Origin of the sequence: Rhodococcus sp. EPR-134, from assembly GCF_001647205.1 — a bacterium.
GTDB classification, from domain to species: Bacteria; Actinomycetota; Actinomycetes; order Mycobacteriales; family Mycobacteriaceae; genus Rhodococcus_F; species Rhodococcus_F qingshengii.
Map to the genome: position 1 here is coordinate 1 of NZ_LVCT01000148.1, position 18,476 is coordinate 18,476.

General features: G+C 62.0%; 15 protein-coding genes and 1 pseudogene. 1 reads left to right on the plus strand and 15 read right to left on the minus strand.

Annotated features, from left to right (window positions below; genetic code table 11):
- The 5 genes and pseudogenes from A2J01_RS06555 to A2J01_RS06575 form a co-directional block, all read right to left on the minus strand.
- Positions 1 to 261, minus strand: a pseudogene (locus A2J01_RS06555) (HNH endonuclease); the annotation flags it as partial.
- Between the two features lie 120 nt (positions 262 to 381).
- Positions 382 to 810 carry a hypothetical protein gene (locus A2J01_RS06560; protein ID WP_231915719.1) on the minus strand — a complete coding sequence of 143 codons (429 nt, stop codon included), beginning with the start codon at positions 808 to 810 and terminating at the stop codon, positions 382 to 384.
- Between the two features lie 21 nt (positions 811 to 831).
- Positions 832 to 1,500 carry a FadR/GntR family transcriptional regulator gene (locus A2J01_RS06565; RefSeq protein WP_064112346.1) on the minus strand — a complete coding sequence of 223 codons (669 nt, stop codon included), beginning with the start codon at positions 1,498 to 1,500 and terminating at the stop codon, positions 832 to 834.
- A gap of 102 nt (positions 1,501 to 1,602) precedes the next feature.
- Entirely contained in the window at positions 1,603 to 2,808 is a 1,206-nt protein-coding gene (locus A2J01_RS06570; protein ID WP_042447245.1) for an MFS transporter, read from the minus strand.
- Positions 2,809 to 2,930: 122 nt separating this feature from the next.
- Positions 2,931 to 3,905, minus strand: coding sequence for a helix-turn-helix transcriptional regulator (locus tag A2J01_RS06575; protein WP_064112347.1), 975 nt, complete (start codon positions 3,903 to 3,905; stop codon positions 2,931 to 2,933).
- A gap of 102 nt (positions 3,906 to 4,007) precedes the next feature.
- Between A2J01_RS06575 and A2J01_RS06580 the strand changes: the two genes are divergently transcribed.
- Positions 4,008 to 4,475 (plus strand): VOC family protein, encoded by a 468-nt coding sequence (locus A2J01_RS06580; RefSeq protein ID WP_007729793.1) that lies wholly within the window; start codon positions 4,008 to 4,010, stop codon positions 4,473 to 4,475.
- 88 nt (positions 4,476 to 4,563) lie between these two features.
- Here A2J01_RS06580 and A2J01_RS06585 read toward each other — a convergent pair whose 3' ends face one another.
- From A2J01_RS06585 to A2J01_RS06635, 10 genes are all read right to left on the minus strand, one after another.
- Positions 4,564 to 5,097: a GNAT family N-acetyltransferase gene (locus A2J01_RS06585; RefSeq protein ID WP_007729791.1), complete on the minus strand. Its 534-nt coding sequence runs from the start codon at positions 5,095 to 5,097 to the stop codon at positions 4,564 to 4,566.
- A 763-nt stretch (positions 5,098 to 5,860) separates the two neighbouring features.
- Complete coding sequence (aztD, locus tag A2J01_RS06595; RefSeq protein ID WP_037126444.1) at positions 5,861 to 7,108, minus strand: zinc metallochaperone AztD; 1,248 nt, start codon at positions 7,106 to 7,108, stop codon at positions 5,861 to 5,863.
- Between the two features lie 62 nt (positions 7,109 to 7,170).
- Positions 7,171 to 8,415 carry a benzoate/H(+) symporter BenE family transporter gene (locus A2J01_RS06600; RefSeq protein ID WP_064112349.1) on the minus strand — a complete coding sequence of 415 codons (1,245 nt, stop codon included), beginning with the start codon at positions 8,413 to 8,415 and terminating at the stop codon, positions 7,171 to 7,173.
- Between the two features lie 4 nt (positions 8,416 to 8,419).
- Entirely contained in the window at positions 8,420 to 11,122 is a 2,703-nt protein-coding gene (locus tag A2J01_RS06605; RefSeq protein WP_064112350.1) for a helix-turn-helix transcriptional regulator, read from the minus strand.
- Positions 11,119 to 12,504: an MFS transporter gene (locus A2J01_RS06610; protein WP_064112351.1), complete on the minus strand. Its 1,386-nt coding sequence runs from the start codon at positions 12,502 to 12,504 to the stop codon at positions 11,119 to 11,121. The genes A2J01_RS06605 and A2J01_RS06610 overlap by 4 nt, the downstream gene beginning before the upstream one ends.
- Positions 12,505 to 12,548: 44 nt before the next feature.
- Entirely contained in the window at positions 12,549 to 13,331 is a 783-nt protein-coding gene (locus tag A2J01_RS06615; protein WP_064112352.1) for a 1,6-dihydroxycyclohexa-2,4-diene-1-carboxylate dehydrogenase, read from the minus strand.
- Positions 13,328 to 14,881: a benzoate 1,2-dioxygenase electron transfer component BenC gene (gene benC / locus A2J01_RS06620; protein ID WP_064112353.1), complete on the minus strand. Its 1,554-nt coding sequence runs from the start codon at positions 14,879 to 14,881 to the stop codon at positions 13,328 to 13,330. Before benC ends, A2J01_RS06615 begins: the two co-directional genes overlap by 4 nt.
- A gap of 31 nt (positions 14,882 to 14,912) precedes the next feature.
- Entirely contained in the window at positions 14,913 to 15,425 is a 513-nt protein-coding gene (gene benB / locus A2J01_RS06625) for a benzoate 1,2-dioxygenase small subunit (protein WP_064112354.1), read from the minus strand.
- 11 nt (positions 15,426 to 15,436) lie between these two features.
- Entirely contained in the window at positions 15,437 to 16,834 is a 1,398-nt protein-coding gene (gene benA, locus A2J01_RS06630) for a benzoate 1,2-dioxygenase large subunit (protein WP_064112355.1), read from the minus strand.
- Positions 16,835 to 17,094: 260 nt separating this feature from the next.
- A partial coding sequence (locus A2J01_RS06635; protein ID WP_064112357.1) for a 4-hydroxyphenylacetate 3-hydroxylase family protein occupies positions 17,095 to 18,476 on the minus strand: 1,382 nt, incomplete at its 5' end.

An 18,476-nucleotide genomic window follows, 5' to 3' on the forward strand; every position in this document is an offset into this window, starting at 1 on the left:
GCCGGTGGAGATCTGCAGCATGGTGTGGTTCGCGAGCCATTGTCCGGTGCCGCGGTAGCAGAGTACTTGTTCGTCCGGGTTCAACGTCAGGGTGTCGACAGCGGCCACTCGAATGGCTTCCAGGCGAAGGATTTCCGCTGACGCGGTGATGGCGATCTCGCGGACGTCGCTGGGGTGAAGCCGCCACAATCGTCCGCGCACACCCACGGCGGAGTTGTTGACCACGTCGGTGACGGCATCGTCGGTGATGTTGATCGTCATGAGAACCCCCCCGTTCCGCCTTCCATCATACTCGAACATACTTTCGAGTCAAGGGCTTTTTCGGGAAGGTGAGGTGGGCCCGGCCGTCGTGATTCTGTTGTTCGAGAACAGGTTCCGTCGTTACTCGACTCGTTGGAGGAAGGGGCGAGGCCAGGCTCCGAGTGCGAGCACGGCGAGGATCGTCTGGGCCAGTCCGGTGGTGAAGAAGATGCCTTGCAGCGGCGACCAGGCGAGAACGATGGCGATCTCGACGAAGATCCAGATAAGCATGGTCAGCCCGGCGGCGGCGTGCAGGCCCCATGCCAGGCGGAACCTGTTGTGCTGAGCGAAGAGTGCGACGGCTTGGATGCCTCCGACGACAACGCCGAGGAGGATTCCGGGCCAGAAATATGAAGGGAAGACGGTTCCCTCGATCCACTCCGGAGGTAGGCCCATCCCGCCGCCGATCGTCAGGCCCGCCATTCCTACGAGCGCAGAGAGCAGGTTGAGCCACGCGATGGCGGACAGGCCGATCCGGAGACCCCGTGGAGGGAGCGATGTGGACGTCATGCCTGACAACGATAGAGAGGGTCAGTCGAGCCCGTCCATGTTCCTGCGCGTTGCCGCACTGGCAGCGTCGGCATCACCCGCGACGATTGCTTCCACCAGATCCCGGTGGGCAGCGGCTTCGTCGTCGATCGATTCGGGGTTTCGTGCCGTGACGTCGGTGATCACGTCCAGGGCCGAGTTGCGGAGCGTTTCGATGAATGAATCGAACACCATCGACAACACGCTGTTGTGCGCAGCATTCACCACGGCGCGATGTAGTTCCATGTCAGCGTCGACAAATTCTGTTGGTGTCGAAGCATTTTCACGGGCTGCGAGTGCTGCCCGTAACAGGTCGACGTCGGCAGAGGTCCGACGCATGGCAGCCAGGCGGCCCGCTTCCACTTCCAGAAGTCGGCGTACTTCGTAGACTTCGCGGCGGTCCGAGCGTTTGAGTTCTCGCTCGAGTTCTGTGACCGGAGTCGAGGACATGACGTAGGTGCCGGACCCTTGATGCGAGTAGAGCTGGCCCGACGCAATCAGTGCGCGAACTGCCTCTCTGCCGGTCGAACGCCCGACTCCGAGGAGTGTGCTCAGATCCTGCTCGTTCGGGATTTTGGTCCCGACCGGCCACTCGCCGTCGCCGATGAGGCGCGCAAGTTCGTCCGCGGCTTTCTGTACCAGCGACTGCTGCTTGATCTGGCGCACTGCCATGTGACTGCTCCTGACTGACTCGGTGAACCGCAATGGAGCGGCTCACCGAGTAATACTTCATGTCCTCCGATGAATCTTCAGACTACGGGGCCGTCTTTCGGTTTATCGAAGGGCGATGACGTCCAGTTCGCGCTCCGTCTCGTCTTCCGGGTCGAGTCGTCGATCGCGCAAGGTGAATGCGATGACGGCGCCGACGAACAGCACTGCAGTTGTCGCCCCGATCGCCATGCGCGGTCCGAAGTGATCTGCCAGGTAGCCGAACAGCGGAGATGCGATGCCCCCCACGGACATCGCGAGTCCGAGCGTCACCCCACTTGCTGTGCCGGGGCGATTCGGTAGGTAGTCCTGCGCCAATGTCACCTGTGGCGCGAAGGGCAGGAACATAGCAAATCCGAGACAGACGATTCCCAATTCGGCAACTGCGACGTGCGGGGCGGCAGCGAGCAGTGCCAGTGAAGGTACCGCAAGCAGGTAGCCGAGTCGGATGGATGCGCGTCGACCACGACGGTCCGCGAGGACTCCTCCCAGTAGCGTTCCGGCCGCTCCTGCCAATGTGAAGGAGGACAACACGATTGCAGCGCTCGAGGACGATCCGTTCAGTGCGTTGAGCACGAACGGTGAGACCAACGACAGTGTGGTCACGTACGGAATTGACCAACAGACCGTTACCAGCACGAGTCGTGTGAACGAGCGCCAATCGTCTGACACGGGACCGTTCGCTGCCAGTTGCGCACTCAACGACTGGGCTGACTCGGCCGCACCCGTGTTGGCCGATCGCGACTGGGCGACCATCCACCAAATAGCCGCCACCACTGCAGGAACTGCGAGTAGATAGCCGCCGGACAAACCGAGTGAGCCAACCACGAGCGTGACAAACGGTGGCGCCAGCGAGGCGCCCAACGTACCGCCCACGGAGAACACGCTCATGGCTTTCTGTGAATGACCTCCAGCCGCGCGTGCCAAATTTGTGGCGGGAGGATGGTATGCGGCGATGCCGATGCCGGCCACGGCAATTGCCAGCCAAGTGACGATGTAGGTGGTGCTCATCGCTGCCACGACAATGCCTGCTGCGGCCGTCACAAAACCTGTGGGTACCAGCCAGTTTCGGCTCTTTCGATCGACCAGCATGCCGAATGCAGGTTGCACGACACTGGATAGTCCGGTCGCGGCGAGCGTGATTCCGGCGACCGCGGAATAGGAGTATCCGCGTTCGAGCATCATGAACGGCAACAGCGCAGGCACAGCCCCCTGGTACAGATCGTTCACGACGTGTGTGCCGGTGAGAAATGCAACTTGCCCCTTCTTCATCTCCTTGGGCATCCCTTCGTTCAGGTCTTCAAGTCCTCAGGTCCTCTGAGGACTTGAAAGCTATCACGAACCCGCGGGCGCACGGTTGCGTTGGAGACCTGGATCTCATTCGAGACGACTGACTAACTCTCAGCAGTCGCGGCGTTGCGGGCGGCGAGTTGCGCGAAAGCGTGGGTAAGTTCTGGCGGGCCGACGACATCGATGTCGGTGTCGAATCGGTTGAAGGAGGCTGCCAGCGCCGTCCAAGACCATGATCCGGCTTCGAGACTGCACTGCTCGGGGCCAAGATCTTCGACGATGCCGTCCCCGACAAAGGGAAGAACATAACTGGCTGGTCGATGGAGAACGACCTTGCCGTGGCACGGCCAATTGTTGATATGTTCCGATCCTTTGAAGCGCGCGGACACGTATTCGCTGACGTCGCCGCCGGGGATTTCCTTCGGCGTGAACCGGGGACCGTTCGGGGTGCGTGGGGTGATGCGATCGGCGCGGAAGATTCGCCAGTCGTCTCGCGCGAGATCCCACGCGACGAGGTACCAGCGACGCTTGGAGGTCACCAGATGATGCGGCTCCACTCGGCGCGGGGGGGTTATTTCGCTGTTGTCGGTTGAGTGGTCGTTCGAGTAATCGAAGCGGAACACCTCGCGACCGCGGACTGCAGCGGAAATCGCTACGAGCACCTCAGGGGACACGGAGTCTGCGTCGCCGGAACCGGCCGAAATCGTGGTGAACGTGAGCGCGTCGAGGCGATGACGCAGGCGCGACGGCATCACTTGCCGCACAGTGGTCAACGCTCGAACCGCATCCTCTTCGATACCGACGCCGGTCAGCGTCGCCGCCTGCAGCGCAACTGCCAGTGCGATGACCTGATCGTCGTCGAACAGCAGGGGTGGCAGCTCGCTGCCGGCGTCGAGTCGGTATCCGCCGTCCGGGCCCATGGTCGCCGCAATGCGGTAACCCATCTCCCTGAGCCGGTCGATGTCGCGGCGGACCGTGCGATGGCTGATGTCGAGCCGCTCGGCGAGTAGAGCGCCCGGCCAGTCGCGTCTCGTCTGCAAGAGGGACAGCAGATTCAAGAGCCGAGTGGTGGTCGGCATGGGGTGAGACTACGACGAGTCTAGGACGAAAACAGTCCTATACGGCTGTGAGAGTCGACGTTGTCAGGGAAAACCCGAGCGACGTTCGTACCAGGAGCAGACATGAGCATCAAGACAACGACCCACCTCAACTTCCGCGGAGACGCCCGCGCGGCTCTGGAGTTCTACCAGTCCGTCTTCGGTGGCCAGGTCACGATCGCAACCTACGGCGACTTCGGGATGCCCAAGGAGGTGCCCGGCGCTGAGAACGTCGTGTTCGGCCAGGTGGAGACAGAGGACGGCTTCTGTGTGATGGCATACGACATCCCTGGACAGTCGGGCGGCTCGGCCGGCAACGCAGGCTCGACACACCGCGAGAACGGCACCACGATCACCGACCAACCGTTCTTCGTCTCGGTTCGCGGTGAAACCCTCGAAGAGGTGCAGAACTACTGGGCCAAACTCTCTGCTGGTGCATCGATCATCGAGGGTCTTGCCGCCGCGGCGTGGAGCCCCGGTTTCGGCATGCTCACCGATGCGTTCGGGGTGACGTGGATCCTCGACGTCGCTGCCGGCGAAAACCCGGCCTAGCTACTCCCCGTGCTGCGGCGCGCGTTCCGAGTCACCGCGTCGCAGCACCTTCGTCATTGCGGCATCGAGTCCTGTGTCGCCGAGGCAGTCACAGTGCCTTTGTCGTGAACAGCAGGTCCCCGTGGATTTCGTGAGGCTCCGCATGGTCGGTCGCCACGAATACGAGTTTTTCCAGCACACGGCGAGAAGCGCCGTTCCAGTCACGGACCGTGGCCCACAGACGTCGATAGCCTGATGCCTGCGCCCATTGGATTACCGCCCATGAGGCCTCAGTCGCATATCCCTGACACCATGCCCTACGGAGAAATTCGAATGCCAGTTCAGGCTCTCCGTCAGGTCCGTGCTCAGTCTCGATCAGGCCGCAGTAGCCGATGACGTCATGGGATCCTTTACGCTCCACCGCCAGTAGACCGGGTTGGTGTGAGCGACTGCGAATCTGGTCCTCGATGTCTCCGATGGAGGGTCGACCATCGGAATCGATCCGACGATGCGGTGGGACACGAGGATCGCGCTCACCCCAGAGCTCCCGCAAGACAACGGCATCGGGCACACGGAACGGTCGCAGAAGCAGTCGGTCGGTCTCTAGCGAATTCTCCCGTTCGGACTGTGAAAGGGCGTCCATGTCATGGACTCTATCGGTGCGGATCACCTGCGGGCCGCGACGTACCAAATCGCGATGATCAACAAGGTTGCGGCCGAGGAGTATGCGAGGAAACCTCCCATATCGAGCCAGTTGGCCTCCCCGAACGGGCCCGGCTGTATCGGTGACGTCTCGACTGCGCGACTGCCTCGCCGTGAAAGGTGGATCCACCACACCACAGAGTTGCCGAGGCCCCATGTCAGCAGTAGCCATCGGAGTGCCCTGTCGGCAGAGGGACGGTCATAGCTGCTTTGGCGCATGATCGAGTGTCCACCCTCCGGTAGGAAAACCACGCGTTTTCGGTTATTGCAGATTCGGCGGTCGATATCGTGGACCTCGACCGTCACGGACCGAGGTCCGACCCCGGACACGACGAAGCCGCCGGACACCTGCAGGTGTCCAGCGGCTCCAGCGCGTCGGTGCCCGTCTTGCGCCTCTCGGCAAGTGGCCACTCGAAGTGGCAATTCTGGGGTGGTACCCGGGGCAAAGAACCGAACACCGACACCATCTCCAACGAACCTCCACACGGAGTTATTCCATGCTGACTTGTGCCGCGGTCAATCGTGGTCCTGCTCATCGCTCAGCTCCAGCAGAGCTGGCGACAACGGCTTCGATTCTCTGAGGTGCGCGTCGTAGCACCTCGAGGATTGCCTGGGTATGAGATTCCCTGGTCAGTAGGCGAAGCACGAGAACGGCTCAGGCCCTCATCTCGGTGTGAGATGGGGGCCTGAGGTGAGGATCTGAATCAGCCGGTGACACCGGTCAATTCGTTGGGGGCGTGATCGAGAGTGGTCTCGGTCAGGATGCTGCCGTCCTCGAGGTCGACTGCGATCAGCTTCTTCGACGCTGGGTCGGTGACGTAAGCGGTGTGATCTTCTACGAAGAGCGCGGGCCTGGGCTCTTGCCATTTGGTGGGCTCGGTCCATGCGTCTATGACGGCGATCTTCTTGGTGACGACGCCGGTGTTCGGGTCGATGACGTGGATGGCGCCGTCGGTGCCGAGCACCAGTGCCTCTCCGTGTGGTCCGCGGCCGAGTGAGCGGAAGGTGTAGCTGGTGCCGAGGTCGACGAGCTTGAGTTCGGACGTCGTCGTGTTGGTCAGCGAGACCCGTTGCGGACGTTCGAGTTCGGCGTCCTTGTCGGTCTTGTAATCACCCAGCACGATGTCCGACTCCTCCGAGCCTGCCTGATTTCCGATGCGGCCGTATGCATCCGGACTCTGGACCTTGGTGATCGCTCCGTTCTTGTACACGAGCAACCCGTCCTGGCAGCCCAGCACGATGGCTTCGCCGGCAGCGACTGCTTCGCCGTGGACACCGGGGCACTGTTCGTTGCGCAGGATTTCCTTGCGGTCGGCATCGAGGATGGCAATGCCGTTGCGGGACTCCGAATTTCCGATGGTCGTCAACAGGCTGCCGTCGGCAAGTGCGACCGCAACGCCGTGATGGGGTTCTGGCGTGGTGTACGTCTCGACGCGGGGTTGGCGTTTTGCCAACTGCGCCGGATCGAAGATCTCGACGAGTCCCGAGCCGTCGTTGAAGAGAACGGTTTTTCCGGCATGGCGTACAACGTGTCCGGGTTCGTTGGCTGCAAACTCGACCTCGGACATCGCGGGATCGGCTGTGTAGTAATGAGAATGATCACCGTGAGCCGAAGACCACGTGCCGGTGTCGAGCACCTTGAACGCCTCACCCGACGAGATCATGACGTGGCGACCGTCGCCGGCCGGGTTGAGTCGCGTGAAGCCGTCGATCTTGGTCTCGCCGACCACGTCGAGCGAAGTTGCATCCAGCACCAGGACGCCACCGTCGTAGGAGACTGCGAGACGCGGTGTTGCCGAGGCTTGTTCGGTGGGTGCGGACGCGGTTGTCGTGGTGGTCTCCGACGGGGCCGAGTCCTTGTTGTCGGACGAGCAGCCCGTGACGAGGGCGAGTGAGAGGCCAACTGATGTGGCAAGGGTGAGGCGCCGCGACATGCGGGTGTTGAGGTGCATGGGTATAGATCTACTGCTTAATGTAAATGATTGTCAAAGTCGAGTATGCGAATATTCGCATGTCAGGTGTAGTCGGCTCGTTCGAGCATGCGCGAGGCGATGACCCCGAAGACGAGTCCCCAGAAAGCGGCTCCGATATTGAGTAGTTCGATGTCGGAGATCGTCACGAGGAACGCGATCAAAGCGCCGAAGGTGAATTTCCCGCCGAATGCGGTCACGAAGGCTCCCTGTAAGGCCTTGAGCATGGCCAGACCACCCAGAGTGACGATGAATGCCGTCGGAGTTCCCAACATCATCGCGACGAAAGTCGGGGCGAACAGTCCGAAGACGACGGTGAGTAAGCCGCAGAAGATTCCGGCGGTGTATTGGCGTGTCCGCTCTCCCGACGCCGTGAGCAATGCGTTCGTCGGCCCGGTCAGGCACGTCGAGACACAACCCACCGCCGCGTTCACGAGAGAGAACACACCGCAGGCAACCGTTGCTGCCCCGATCGGCGGTTGATGACCCGCTGCGCGGAGGACTGCGATTCCTTGGCCGTTCTGCACGACGACGACTGTGATCGCCAGCGGTACAACCAGTTCGATCATCGCCTGCCAAGACCAGGTTGGCGTGGTCAGCATCGGATGCGCCAGCCACTCGTGCGCGTCGCCGGCGGAGTTGAATCTTCCGGCCGCGAGTATCACGACCACGCCGACGATCAACGCGCCGAGAACGGGCGGAACGAATCTTCCCAGCTTGGCGAACACGCTCAGAGCGACAAAGGTGGCGATCATCGGCAGGGCGATCACCGCGTCGTGGGCGGGCGCTTCGACCAAATCCGTTCCGAAATGAAGGAAAACGGCTGCCACCATTGCCATTACGATGGGCAAGGGTAATGCGGCCATGATCGGTGTGACCCACCCTGTCAATCCCAACAGCAAGATCAGGGCGCCGGTCGCGAAGAACGCTCCGAGCACTTGCTCCCACGGCAGATGCTCCAACGACGTTCCGACGACAACGGTTCCGGGAATCGTCCAGAAGAAGGCCAGCGGCTGCCGGTACAGCCAGGAAGCCGTGATGGTGAGAATGCCGTTGACGAAGAAGGCACCGAAAAGCCAAGAGGCCAATTGGGCTTGACTCAGTCCACCCGCCAACCCCGCAGCGAGAATGACCGCCACCGGCCCGGTGGCCGAGAAGACGATGCCGATGATTCCGTTGGCAATGGACGTTCCGCCGAAGTCGCGCAAGACCCGCTTCGGGCCGTAGAGCGGTTGGGGGAGTGACTCGGTGACGACGCGAACGGGCGCGGTCGTCGTAGTGTCCGGCATGTTCTCAGTTCTCCTGATGCGGATCCGAAAGCCCTCGGTCGCGGAACAAAGCCGCGAGTTCGCTCCGTGATCGCAGTCCGAGTTTCGCGTACGCGCGCGTGAGGTGATATTGAATGGTCTTGACGGAGAGGAACAATTCGCCGGCAGCTTCCTTGTTGGACTTGCCCGCTGCGACAAGGTCGGCGACGGCTCGTTCTTGCGGGGTCAGGTCGGTGATTCCCTTCTCCGTCCGCGAGAGGTTCAACCCGCCCGCGCGGAGTTCGCGCTCGCAGCGCTCGACGTAAGTAGCGGCGCCCAACGAGTGATACAGCTCGCGGGCGGCGCGGAGGACGACGTCGGCCTCCGCGCGTTTCCCGGCCCGGCGGAGAGTTTGGCCGTAGGCAAAATTGATTCGGGCTCGGTCGTAGGGGAGCGGCAGCGTCTCGATGCCGAGTAGTGCAGCATCGAAACTTTCTCTTGCCAAGTCGAGTTCGCCCCGTGCGCCGTGGATCCGGCCGCGAACGTAGCCGAGACGTGCCGCAGCTGAGCGGTGCTCCCGACGTCGTGCGGTCTGCTCGTGTGGTTGCAGAAAGGCGTCGGCATCATCAGCTCGCCCGACCATGACCAATGCATTGGCGTAGAGATCGACCCACGGCCAGAAGCCCGGCTCGTCGAGCCATTGTTGCGCCTTGCTCGAGGTGAGCGGAGCCAGCGCCACCAGAACTTCGGCGTAGTCGGCGGCGGCCTCGGCAACCTGGGCCCTGGCGAGAAGTGCAGGAACATACATGATTTCGTAGGCGTGAATGCCGGCGTACGCACGTCGCACATGGTCACGGGCCAGTTCCCAGTTGCCGCGCAGAGCGTGAATCTGTGCTCCCGACCAGTGGACCAACGGCCGGATGATCTCGATCTCGAACCGATCCACCTCGGCACCGGCGCCCTCGACGGTCGAGAGCGCTTCGTCCCAGGCGCCGAGAGCGAATTGAGTGCGGGCGAGCCAGGCCTGTGCCCACAGTGAGATTCTTGCCGAACCACTGGAAAACTCTGTGGACACCGCACTTTCGAGGTCGCGTCTAGCGGACTCCGGGTGGTCCAACGCAAGCTCGAGCCATCCGCGTCCCATCTGGAAGCGCTGTGCTTGGGCTCCGGGGCGGACACGATCGGAGAGTTCGGCGTATGCCGCGAGCGCATTCTCGGTTCTTCCGGTAGCGCCGAGCCCGAGACCCTTGATCGCTTCGGACTCCACTGCTGCGGGATCAGAAGGGCCCACCAATTCGACTGCGCGGTCAACCCACTCGACGAGCGCCGTGCCATCGAGCCGAGCCAGAGAATGCAGGACCATTCGTTGGGCGATCATCGCAGCGATGCCTGGCTCACGATCCACGCTGCAGCTGTCCCACGCTCTGGTCAGAAGATCGGCGGCCTCGGTCGGTCGCCCTCTATGGATGGCGAGGTAGCCGAGGACGGCGTCGCGGAGAGGCCCGCGCGAAATACTCTCGATCTCCGGCACGAAGACCATGGCGCGGGGGATGTCACCCGATCCGGTCAGCGCGTCGACTCCGCGGAGCAGTCGGTCCTCGTGTTCGGTTCGGGCTGTGGTGAGACGGCTTGCCGTGACCATGGCGTCGGCGACTTCCGACCACGCGCCGTCGGATGCTCGTAGTGATGCGTACGCAACGAGTTCGGCGGCGAGGTCCTCGTCATGGGTGGTGCTGGCAGCGGCAAGGTGGAAAAGCCGTTCACCTTCTCCCCAAGCGATCTCGGCTGCGCGTGTGTGCAGCAGATGCAAGTGCGCGGGTCCCAACGCCCCGCGCACTGCGGCCGTGACCATCGTGCTGCTCAGTGACACCTCGGTGCTGCCGTGCTGCTCGTGGACAGAAAGGAGGCCGCTGGCGAAGGCGCTGTCCAAGGCGCCGACCACGTCGTCGATTTCGGCTAGCTGAGCAAGATGCGACAACGTCGTGCTGCGCCCGACAACTGCTGCGGCTTCGATCAACGTTCGTGCTCCCGCCGAACACGTAGCGAGGGCGGCGGCGATCGATACTGCACGATGGCGAGGGACGGGCAAAGTTCGGTGCCACTGGGTCCAATAGGTAGGTGGCAGCTCGTCGAGAAGCGAGACGATGTCGAGTGTGTTGCCCGCGGTGAAGTCCTGAAGGGCAAGCGCGACGCCGGAACTGAGATCGATTCCGCTTCGCATCCGGGCGATGTCGATGATGACGGGTGCGTCGATCGGGCTGATGTGCAAACGCGTCGACCAGTGGAGGTCGAGAATCTGCCTGACATCCTCGCGCAGGAACGGCGTTTCCTCGGCGACGAGGACGAAGAGCAGTGGTGCCGTTCGGCCTCGATGGAGGGCGGAGGTGATTGCCTGAAGCGAGCTGACATCGCTGTGATGGGCATCGTCGACGACGATCAGGGTCAGTTGCTCCGCTGCGTCGACGATCTCGTGTGCAACGGCGACCGGGTCCGAGTTGGAAACCGGACGTTCGAGTAGTTGTTCGATCACTCCGAAGGCAGTGTTCGATTCCCACTCCAGCCCACGAGCGCGGCGGAGCGTATGAGCGGAAGAGATTTCGGCGAACCGGTCGACGAGAGTGGACTTACCGCTACCGGCATCGCCCTCGACCAGCACGAGAGTCGGCACTCCTGTCTCTGCCGCGGCCAAGGCTCGGCCGAGAACGGCGAGCTCGCGTTCTCGGCCGAGCAACAGGTCACGAAGTGTCACCCGACTACCGTAACGCCGGGCTCACCACGGGTTTCCTTTTCGGCACGGTCTCCATCGGATCGAAGTGCAGTGGCACCCAGGTCGGGTGCTTGCTTCGGCACGAAGAAGGTGACGATGGCGCCCAGCACCGCGATGCCGGCGAAGACGTAGAACGCCGATTCGGAACTGATTCCGGCGCTGATCAAACTTCCGCCGATCAGTGGCCCGAATATCCCGCCCAGACGTCCGAATCCGGCGCACCACGCGACACCTGCGGCCCGAGCGGCCGTCGAATAGTAGTTGGACACGAATCCGTAGATCAGAACCTGAGTACCGATGGTTCCGACACCCGCGATGGCAACGGAGGCGAGGAGTACGGGAAGCGGGAACCCGAATGTGAACAGGAGCAGGGCGAGTGCGGCCAGGCCGAAGGTGGTTGCGACAACCCGCTGCGGACCGGTGACGTCCGCGATCTTGGAGGCGAGAAGTCCACCGATGATGGCACCGCCGTTGAGTACCAACAGGAACGAGAGCGAACCCTTCGCGTTGTATCCCGCGTTTTCCATGATCTTGGGCAGCCAGGTGTTCAGTCCGTAGGTCAGGAGGAGGCCGGCGAAGCTCATGAGGCCGAGAAGCGCGGTGCCCCAGACATATTGTCTGCTCGCCAACGCTCGGAAGCCGACCTTCTCGGCTACGGCGTCGTTGGGTCGATCTGTACCGGCAGGCAATGGAATTCCGGTTTTCGAGGAAATGGCGCGAGCTTCGTCGACACGTCCGCGAGCAATCAGCCACGCGGGAGACTCGGGCAGTTTGAACCAGGCGAGTGGGAACAGGAACACCAATGGCAGGGCGCCGATGAGGAACAGTCCGCGCCATCCGATGGAATCACGGAGAACGATCGCCAGGACGGAAGCCATGACGCCACCGGCCGGGACACCGCTGTAGACGATGGCGTTGAACAGATTGCGGCGTCCCGGCGGCGCGAACTCGGCAATCATGGCTCCGGCGGTGGCGACAAGCCCACCGACACCGATGCCGGTGAAGAACCGCAGCAGACCGAAGGTGGTGATGCTGGTGGCGAACGCTGCCAGTGCCATTCCGGCCGAGAACCAGATGATGTTGACCAGCATCATCTTTCGGCGACCGAAGTGATCGCCGATCGCTCCACACGTCAGTGCGCCGACCATCACTCCGACGAGTGCATACGAACCCAACGCCCCGGCCTGAGATGCGGTCAAGGTGCCGATATGGCTGGGGTCGTCCATGAGTACGGGCAGGATCGTGCCGTACACGACCAGGTCGTATCCGTCGAACAGAATGGCAATGGCGGCGATGGTGACCACCCACAACACTGACGAGCGATGGCGGGCACTGGCCCAGGAACCACGTTCGATCGAGGACATGGCGAATCTCCGTTCGAGAGATCAGGAATCGGGGGAGGCTGGATTCAGCCGAGGTCGCCACCGGCGACGGGCAGAACCGTTCCGGTGACATACGAAGCCTCTTCGGAGGCAAGGAAAGTGATAGCAGCAGCCTGTTCGTCCAGGGTGCCGTAACGCTTGAGTAGCGACGAGTCGACGGTCTGGTCGACGATCTGCCGGTACCAGGCTTTCTCCTCGTCGGTCTCGGCACCCGGCCCGCGTGCCACGACGCGTGGTGGCGCCTCGGTTCCGCCGGGAGCGGTTGCCACGACGCGTATTCCGTACTGCGCGACTTCCATCGCCAGTGCAGCGGTGATCGCGCTGACCCCGCCCTTGGCCGCCGCGTAAGGAACACGGTTGACACCGCGGGTGGCGACCGAGGACACGTTGACGATGGTGCCGCTCGCCTGCTCGATCAGATGGGGCAGTACGGCGCGACACGTCCAGAGCGTGGGGAACAGTGATCGTGTGACCTCGGCTTGTATCTGCTGCGGCGTGTAGTGCTCGTAGGGTTTGGCCCAGATGGTCCCACCGACGTTGTTGATCAGGACGTCGATGCGTCCGAAGCGCTCCAATGCGGAATCTATTGCATTCTGGGCACCTTCGAACGTCTCGAGGTCCGCGGTCACCGAATGGGAACGCTCCAGCGGTGTCGCGATGTCGTGAACCAGTTCAGCTCGATCCACAAGCGCGACGGAACCACCTTCTGCGGAAACTCTTTCGGCAACGCTGCGCCCGATCCCCTGAGCCGCTCCGGTGACGACCACGACCCGGTCGTCGAACCGGCCGGCGAAGAATCTCGTGCTCACGACGCCACACTTTCCCGAGCGTCAGTGATGGCGCGGTGCATCGTCGACTTGGCGTGTTCGCTGTGCTGGACGATCAGATCACGGGCCGCGGCGCGATCATTCTGCTCGAATGCACTCACGATACGTGAGTGATCTTCCGCGACATGTTCGTCCACCCAATCGGCGGTGCGGAGCACTCGGTTCATCAGTTGTGTGACCTCGAGACGGTGGTATGCCTGCAGGAGCACTTCGTTTCCGGTGCAGCGGAAGAGGAAGTCGTGGAACAGGGCATTGGTTTCGGTGAATGCCGCTGCGTCCGTGAAGTGATCGCGGTCGATGGAAGCAGCCGAGTTCTCCGCCAGAATGCGGTACTCCGTCAACTGTGCCGGAGTGAGGCGGCCGATCGTGAGTTCCATTGCTCCGAGTTCGAGGGCCATCCGAGCGTCGAACTGTGCGTCCGACTCCGTGACCGGCAGATGTTCTTCACCGATCTCGTACGTGCCGGCAGCTGATTCTTCGGCCGAGGCTGCCGGTGAATCAGCCGGTGCTGCCGCATTGTTGAACTTTTCGAAGTAGAAGTTCGTGGGTGTGATCGATACGTCCTTGAAGTGCAGACGTACGGCTTCGACCATCGGCGGCGGGCCGCACAGGTAGACGTCTACGTTGCCGTCGTCGAGGTGATCGGGCTCGATCAAGCCCGTGACATAGCCCTTGTTCGGTGCTGTGCTGTCGGGATCGGATACGCAGTAGTCGAAGGTGAATTGGGGTAGGGACTGCGCGTAGTCGTGCAGTTTGTTGAGTTCGACGAGATCGGTGTCGGAGCTGACGCCGTAGACCAGATGAACAGGCCGAGTGGAGCTTTCGGTACGCATCTTCTCCAGTATGGAGAGCAGCGGGGCCAAGCCGGTTCCACCGGCAAGCAGTAGGGCTCTCCGTTGACCTGACCGGAGGAAGAAGCTACCCATCGGTCCGGTCAATTCGAGAGTGTCGCCTACCTGCGCACGCTGACCGAGATACTCGGACATCAGACCACCCGGGGTGATCTTGACCAGGAACGACGCCGACTCGACCTCAGGGCCGGAGCTGAACGAGTACGACCGCGTCGCTTCGGTTCCGGGAACAAGGATGTTCACGTACTGACCGGGGAGGAAGACCAGATCTGCGCGGTTGTCGACTGCGACGGTGAAACCCACCGTCGAATCCGAATGGCGAATGCTCTCGGTGATGGTGGACGTGTACGAACCGGCAGTGGTCTTGGCGACCGCCGACGTGGTGGGAATCTGCAGCACGAGATCAGATTCCGGCACCATCTGGCAAGGAAGGCAGTATCCCTGCTCGGCCTCGTCGTCCGTCAGGGCCTCCTCGATGTAGTCGCCGGCGTCGAAAGTGCCTGACTCACAGAGTGATTTGCAGGTGCCGCAAGCTCCGTCGCGGCAGTCGAGCGGAATGTTGATTCGTGCGCGGTACGACGCGTCCGCGACGGTCTCGTCGGTGTTGCATTCGACGAAGCGGGTGATGCCTGCTTCGAAACTCAGGGCTACTTGAAAGGTCGGCGCAGCTTGAATGCTCATGGGAAACAGCTCGATTCGAAGGGAAGTCGTGTCAGAAGTGGTAGATGTCGACCACGTGATGGATGTAGTCGTTCTTGAGGACTACCTTCTTCTTCATGATCAACGGCTGCTCGCCCGAGAAATCGATCGTGTAATGCGAGGTACCGAAGTAGGTGTCGACGGTGTTGTAGCGGAAGTACAGCGTGAACCAATTGAAGCGGACGTCGACCACGGAGCCGCGTTCTTCGACCACTTCCACGTTGGTGATGTTGTGACCGGTGCGGGGCTCGGGAAGGCTTGTCGCGCTGGAACGGTCAGTCCTGATTCGGAACACGCGGTCCTCGATACCGCCGCGATTCGGGTAGTAGATGAGGGAGATCTCTGCGGCCGGGTCCGTGGTCAGTTCGCCGTCGTCCGCCCATGCGGGCATCCAGTACTCGGAATCGGGGTGGTAGCACTCGATCCACTTCTCGAACTCGCGATCGTCCAGATAGCGAGCCTCACGGTAGAGAAACTGCTGCACTGTTTCGAGGGCGACGGCATTGGTGGTGGTGGTGACAGTCATGGTGATCGTCCTCAGATGGTCCGGTTGGAAGCGGCTTGCTCGGCATCGACTGCTGCGAGCATGGCGTCGCGCCAGTACCCGTGCTGAATGGGATACAAGCCTTCGTCCTCGGTCTTGGCTCCGCTCGAGAGCACGCGATTCATGCCGAGATCCTTCGCGACGTCGTTCGGACCGGGAATCTGGTGTGTGACGCCACGGCTGAGGTCGTTCCACGGGGCGCCGGCTGCCTGGTAGGTCTTCTGGCAGGAACGGAACTCTTCGAGATCGTCCGGGGTGGCCATACCGCTGGCATTGAAGAAGTCCTCGTACTGACGGATGCGGTTGCTGCGCGCTTCGGCGCTCTCTCCCTTGGGCGCGATGCAGTAGATGGTGACTTCCGTCTGGTCCACGGAGATCGGACGGAAGTGCCGGATCTGGCTGCTGAACTGATCCATGAGGTAGACGTTCGGATACAGGCAGAGGTTTCTCGACGCACCGACCATGAATTCGGCCTTCTTGGAACCGAACTGAGCTTCCAGCTCCGCCTTGCGTTCGAAGAGGGGACGGTCCTCGGGATTGCCCCACCACATCCAGAGCAGGAGGTGGCCGTAGTCGTACGAGAAGTACCCACCGCCCTGCTTCCCCCAGGTGCCGGCGTCCATGGCTTTGGTCTCGTTGGACGATTCACCGGCGGTGCGGCGAGCGGTGGTAGCGGCGTAGTTCCAGTGCGTCGAAGACACGTGGTAGCCGTCGGCACCGTTCTCGGTCTGCAGCTTCCAGTTGCCGTCGTAGGTGTAGGTGGAAGCACCGCGCAGAACTTCGAGTCCGTCAGGTGACTGATCGACGATCATGTCGATGACCTTCGTGGTGTCACCGAGGTGCTCTTCGAGTGGCAGCACGTCGGGGTTGAGGCTGCCGAAGAGGAAGCCGCGATAGTTCTCGAACCGCGCCACCCTGGTCAGGTCGTGTGAGCCGTCTTTGTTGAACTGCTCCGGATAGCCACCGGTGCGAGCGTCCTTGGCCTTGAGGAGTTTTCCGCTGTTGTTGAAGGTCCAGCCGTGGAACGGGCACGTGAAGGTGGTTCGGTTGTCGGTCTTACGGCGACAGAGCATCGCACCGCGGTGGCTGCATGCGTTGATCAGCGCACCCAATTCGCCGTCCTTGTTGCGGGTGATCACAATGGGCTGACGGCCCATGTAGGTGGTGAAGTAGTCGCCGACGTTCGGGATCTGGCTCTCGTGCGCGAGGTAGATCCAATTGCCTTCGAAGATGTGGGTCATCTCGAGGTCGAACAGTTGCTCGTCCGTGAAGACGCTGCGCCGCACCTGGTAGCGGCCGGTCTCCGGGTCCTCGACGAGCGCGTCGTCGAGGACGGCGCGGATGTTCGCGAACTGGTCGGTGCCGCGGGCAGCATCCAACATATCCGTCATGGGTGTCCTCCAGATAAGAGTGGGCGCCTACCGAGAAAGCCGAGGGCTGTCGGACCAAATCGGTGGGACCCGCTTTCCGGACGGGGCTGCGTCCGGTACTGAATTCACCTTGACATCGTGTGTCTCGGGTCACACTAGGCAATTGCCTAGTCCTGACCAAGGGTGCAGTGTTCGTCGAATTCTGCTGATGGGCCATGCCTGCTGAAGACGACGAGCAGGGCGGACTCGACATCGCGAGTCCGCCCTACCTGCCGAGGGGATTACCGGTTCTTGAAGAACGAGACGTCGTCGTTGCCGATGAGGTCAGGGACCGTCCAGCCGTCGAGGTCGTATTCACTCAAGCACTGCTCGGCCAGTCCCTTCATGGAACTTGCGTGTCCACGATTCTGGGCTGCGAACAGCAGTTCGGCTTTGACGTTCTCGTGATTGCCGGAGTAGTTGCGCTCGTAGAGTTCGTGTCGGCCGCCGAACTCGGTCCCGATCGAATCCCACAGCGCCTTCATGACTTTCACGCGGTCGACGGCGGTGATGCCGTCGGAACCGCGAACGTACTTGTCGAGGTACGGACGCACGTCCGGGCTCTTGAAGTCGAGTGCACTCGAAGGCAGGTAGATCAAGCCCGACGCGACGTCCTGTTCGATGATCTCCTTGATCCGCGGGTACCCCTGGATCATGAACATTCGATAGGTGAGGCCGTACTCGAGCTTCGGGATCACCGAATCGCCGACCCACTGTTCGGGATCGCGTGCCATCGATTCGGTCAACGACCAGAAGAGGTTTCGCCACCCGATCACCTCACCGACACGGGTCTGGACTCCGCGGAAGCCGCCGGCGCCGGTGGCTTCGAGTGCCTTCATCAACAGTCCGGCGATGAAGTCGAGCTTGACGGCCAGGCGAGTGCAGCCCTGAAAGGTGAAGCGCGGCAGGAAGCCTGATTGAGGGAAGAAGGCGTTGATCCGGTCGACGTCGCCGTACATGAAGACGTTTTCCCACGGAACCAACACCTTGTCGAAGACGAAGATGGTGTCGTTCTCGTCCATGCGACTCGACAGCGGATAATCGAACGGACTGCCCATCACCGCAGCATGTTCGGTGTACGAGGTGCGGCAGATCAGTTTCACGCCCGGCGCGTCCATCGGTACCGTGCAGATCAGGGCGAACTGCTTCTTCTTGATCGGCAGACCGTAGTGAGCGATGAAGTTGTAGTTCGTGATCGCCGATCCGGTGGCGACCCCCTTGGCACCGCTGACGATCAAACCTGCGTCGGTTTCCTTCTCCACCTTCATGAAGACGTCACCGACCTCGTCCGGTGGAAGTTGGCGATCCACCGGGGGATTGATGATCGCGTGGTTCCAGTACAGAACCTTCTCCTGCGATTCGCGGTACCAGCGTTCGGCGTTGTCCTGGAACGGTGCGTACAACTCCTTGTTGGCGTGGAGGGTTCCCAGGAAACTTGCCTTGTAGTCGGGGGAGCGGCCCATCCAGCCGTAGGTCATACGTGCCCACGTCGCGATGGCGTCGCGTTCCTTGAGCAGATCGGCCGACGACGTCGGTGTGCGGAAGAACGGCATGGTGACACCGCCGTTGCCCGTGTCCGTCGGAACGGTCAAGGCGTCCACGTGCTCGCCCGTGTGCAGAGCGT

Excerpts from the sequence above, each read along its gene's own strand:
- benA (WP_064112355.1), bottom strand. The coding sequence starts at position 16,834 with ATGACGGATATGTTGGATGCTGCCCGCGGCACCGACCAGTTCGCGAAC.
- A2J01_RS06600 (WP_064112349.1), bottom strand. The coding sequence starts at position 8,415 with ATGCCGGACACTACGACGACCGCGCCCGTTCGCGTCGTCACCGAGTCA.
- A2J01_RS06560 (WP_231915719.1), bottom strand. The coding sequence starts at position 810 with ATGACGTCCACATCGCTCCCTCCACGGGGTCTCCGGATCGGCCTGTCC.
- A2J01_RS06580 (WP_007729793.1), top strand. The coding sequence starts at position 4,008 with ATGAGCATCAAGACAACGACCCACCTCAACTTCCGCGGAGACGCCCGC.
- A2J01_RS06585 (WP_007729791.1), bottom strand. The coding sequence starts at position 5,097 with ATGGACGCCCTTTCACAGTCCGAACGGGAGAATTCGCTAGAGACCGAC.
- benB (WP_064112354.1), bottom strand. The coding sequence starts at position 15,425 with ATGACTGTCACCACCACCACCAATGCCGTCGCCCTCGAAACAGTGCAG.
- A2J01_RS06575 (WP_064112347.1), bottom strand. The coding sequence starts at position 3,905 with ATGCCGACCACCACTCGGCTCTTGAATCTGCTGTCCCTCTTGCAGACG.
- benC (WP_064112353.1), bottom strand. The coding sequence starts at position 14,881 with ATGAGCATTCAAGCTGCGCCGACCTTTCAAGTAGCCCTGAGTTTCGAA.
- A2J01_RS06570 (WP_042447245.1), bottom strand. The coding sequence starts at position 2,808 with ATGAAGAAGGGGCAAGTTGCATTTCTCACCGGCACACACGTCGTGAAC.
- A2J01_RS06565 (WP_064112346.1), bottom strand. The coding sequence starts at position 1,500 with ATGGCAGTGCGCCAGATCAAGCAGCAGTCGCTGGTACAGAAAGCCGCG.
- aztD (WP_037126444.1), bottom strand. The coding sequence starts at position 7,108 with ATGCACCTCAACACCCGCATGTCGCGGCGCCTCACCCTTGCCACATCA.
- A2J01_RS06610 (WP_064112351.1), bottom strand. The coding sequence starts at position 12,504 with ATGTCCTCGATCGAACGTGGTTCCTGGGCCAGTGCCCGCCATCGCTCG.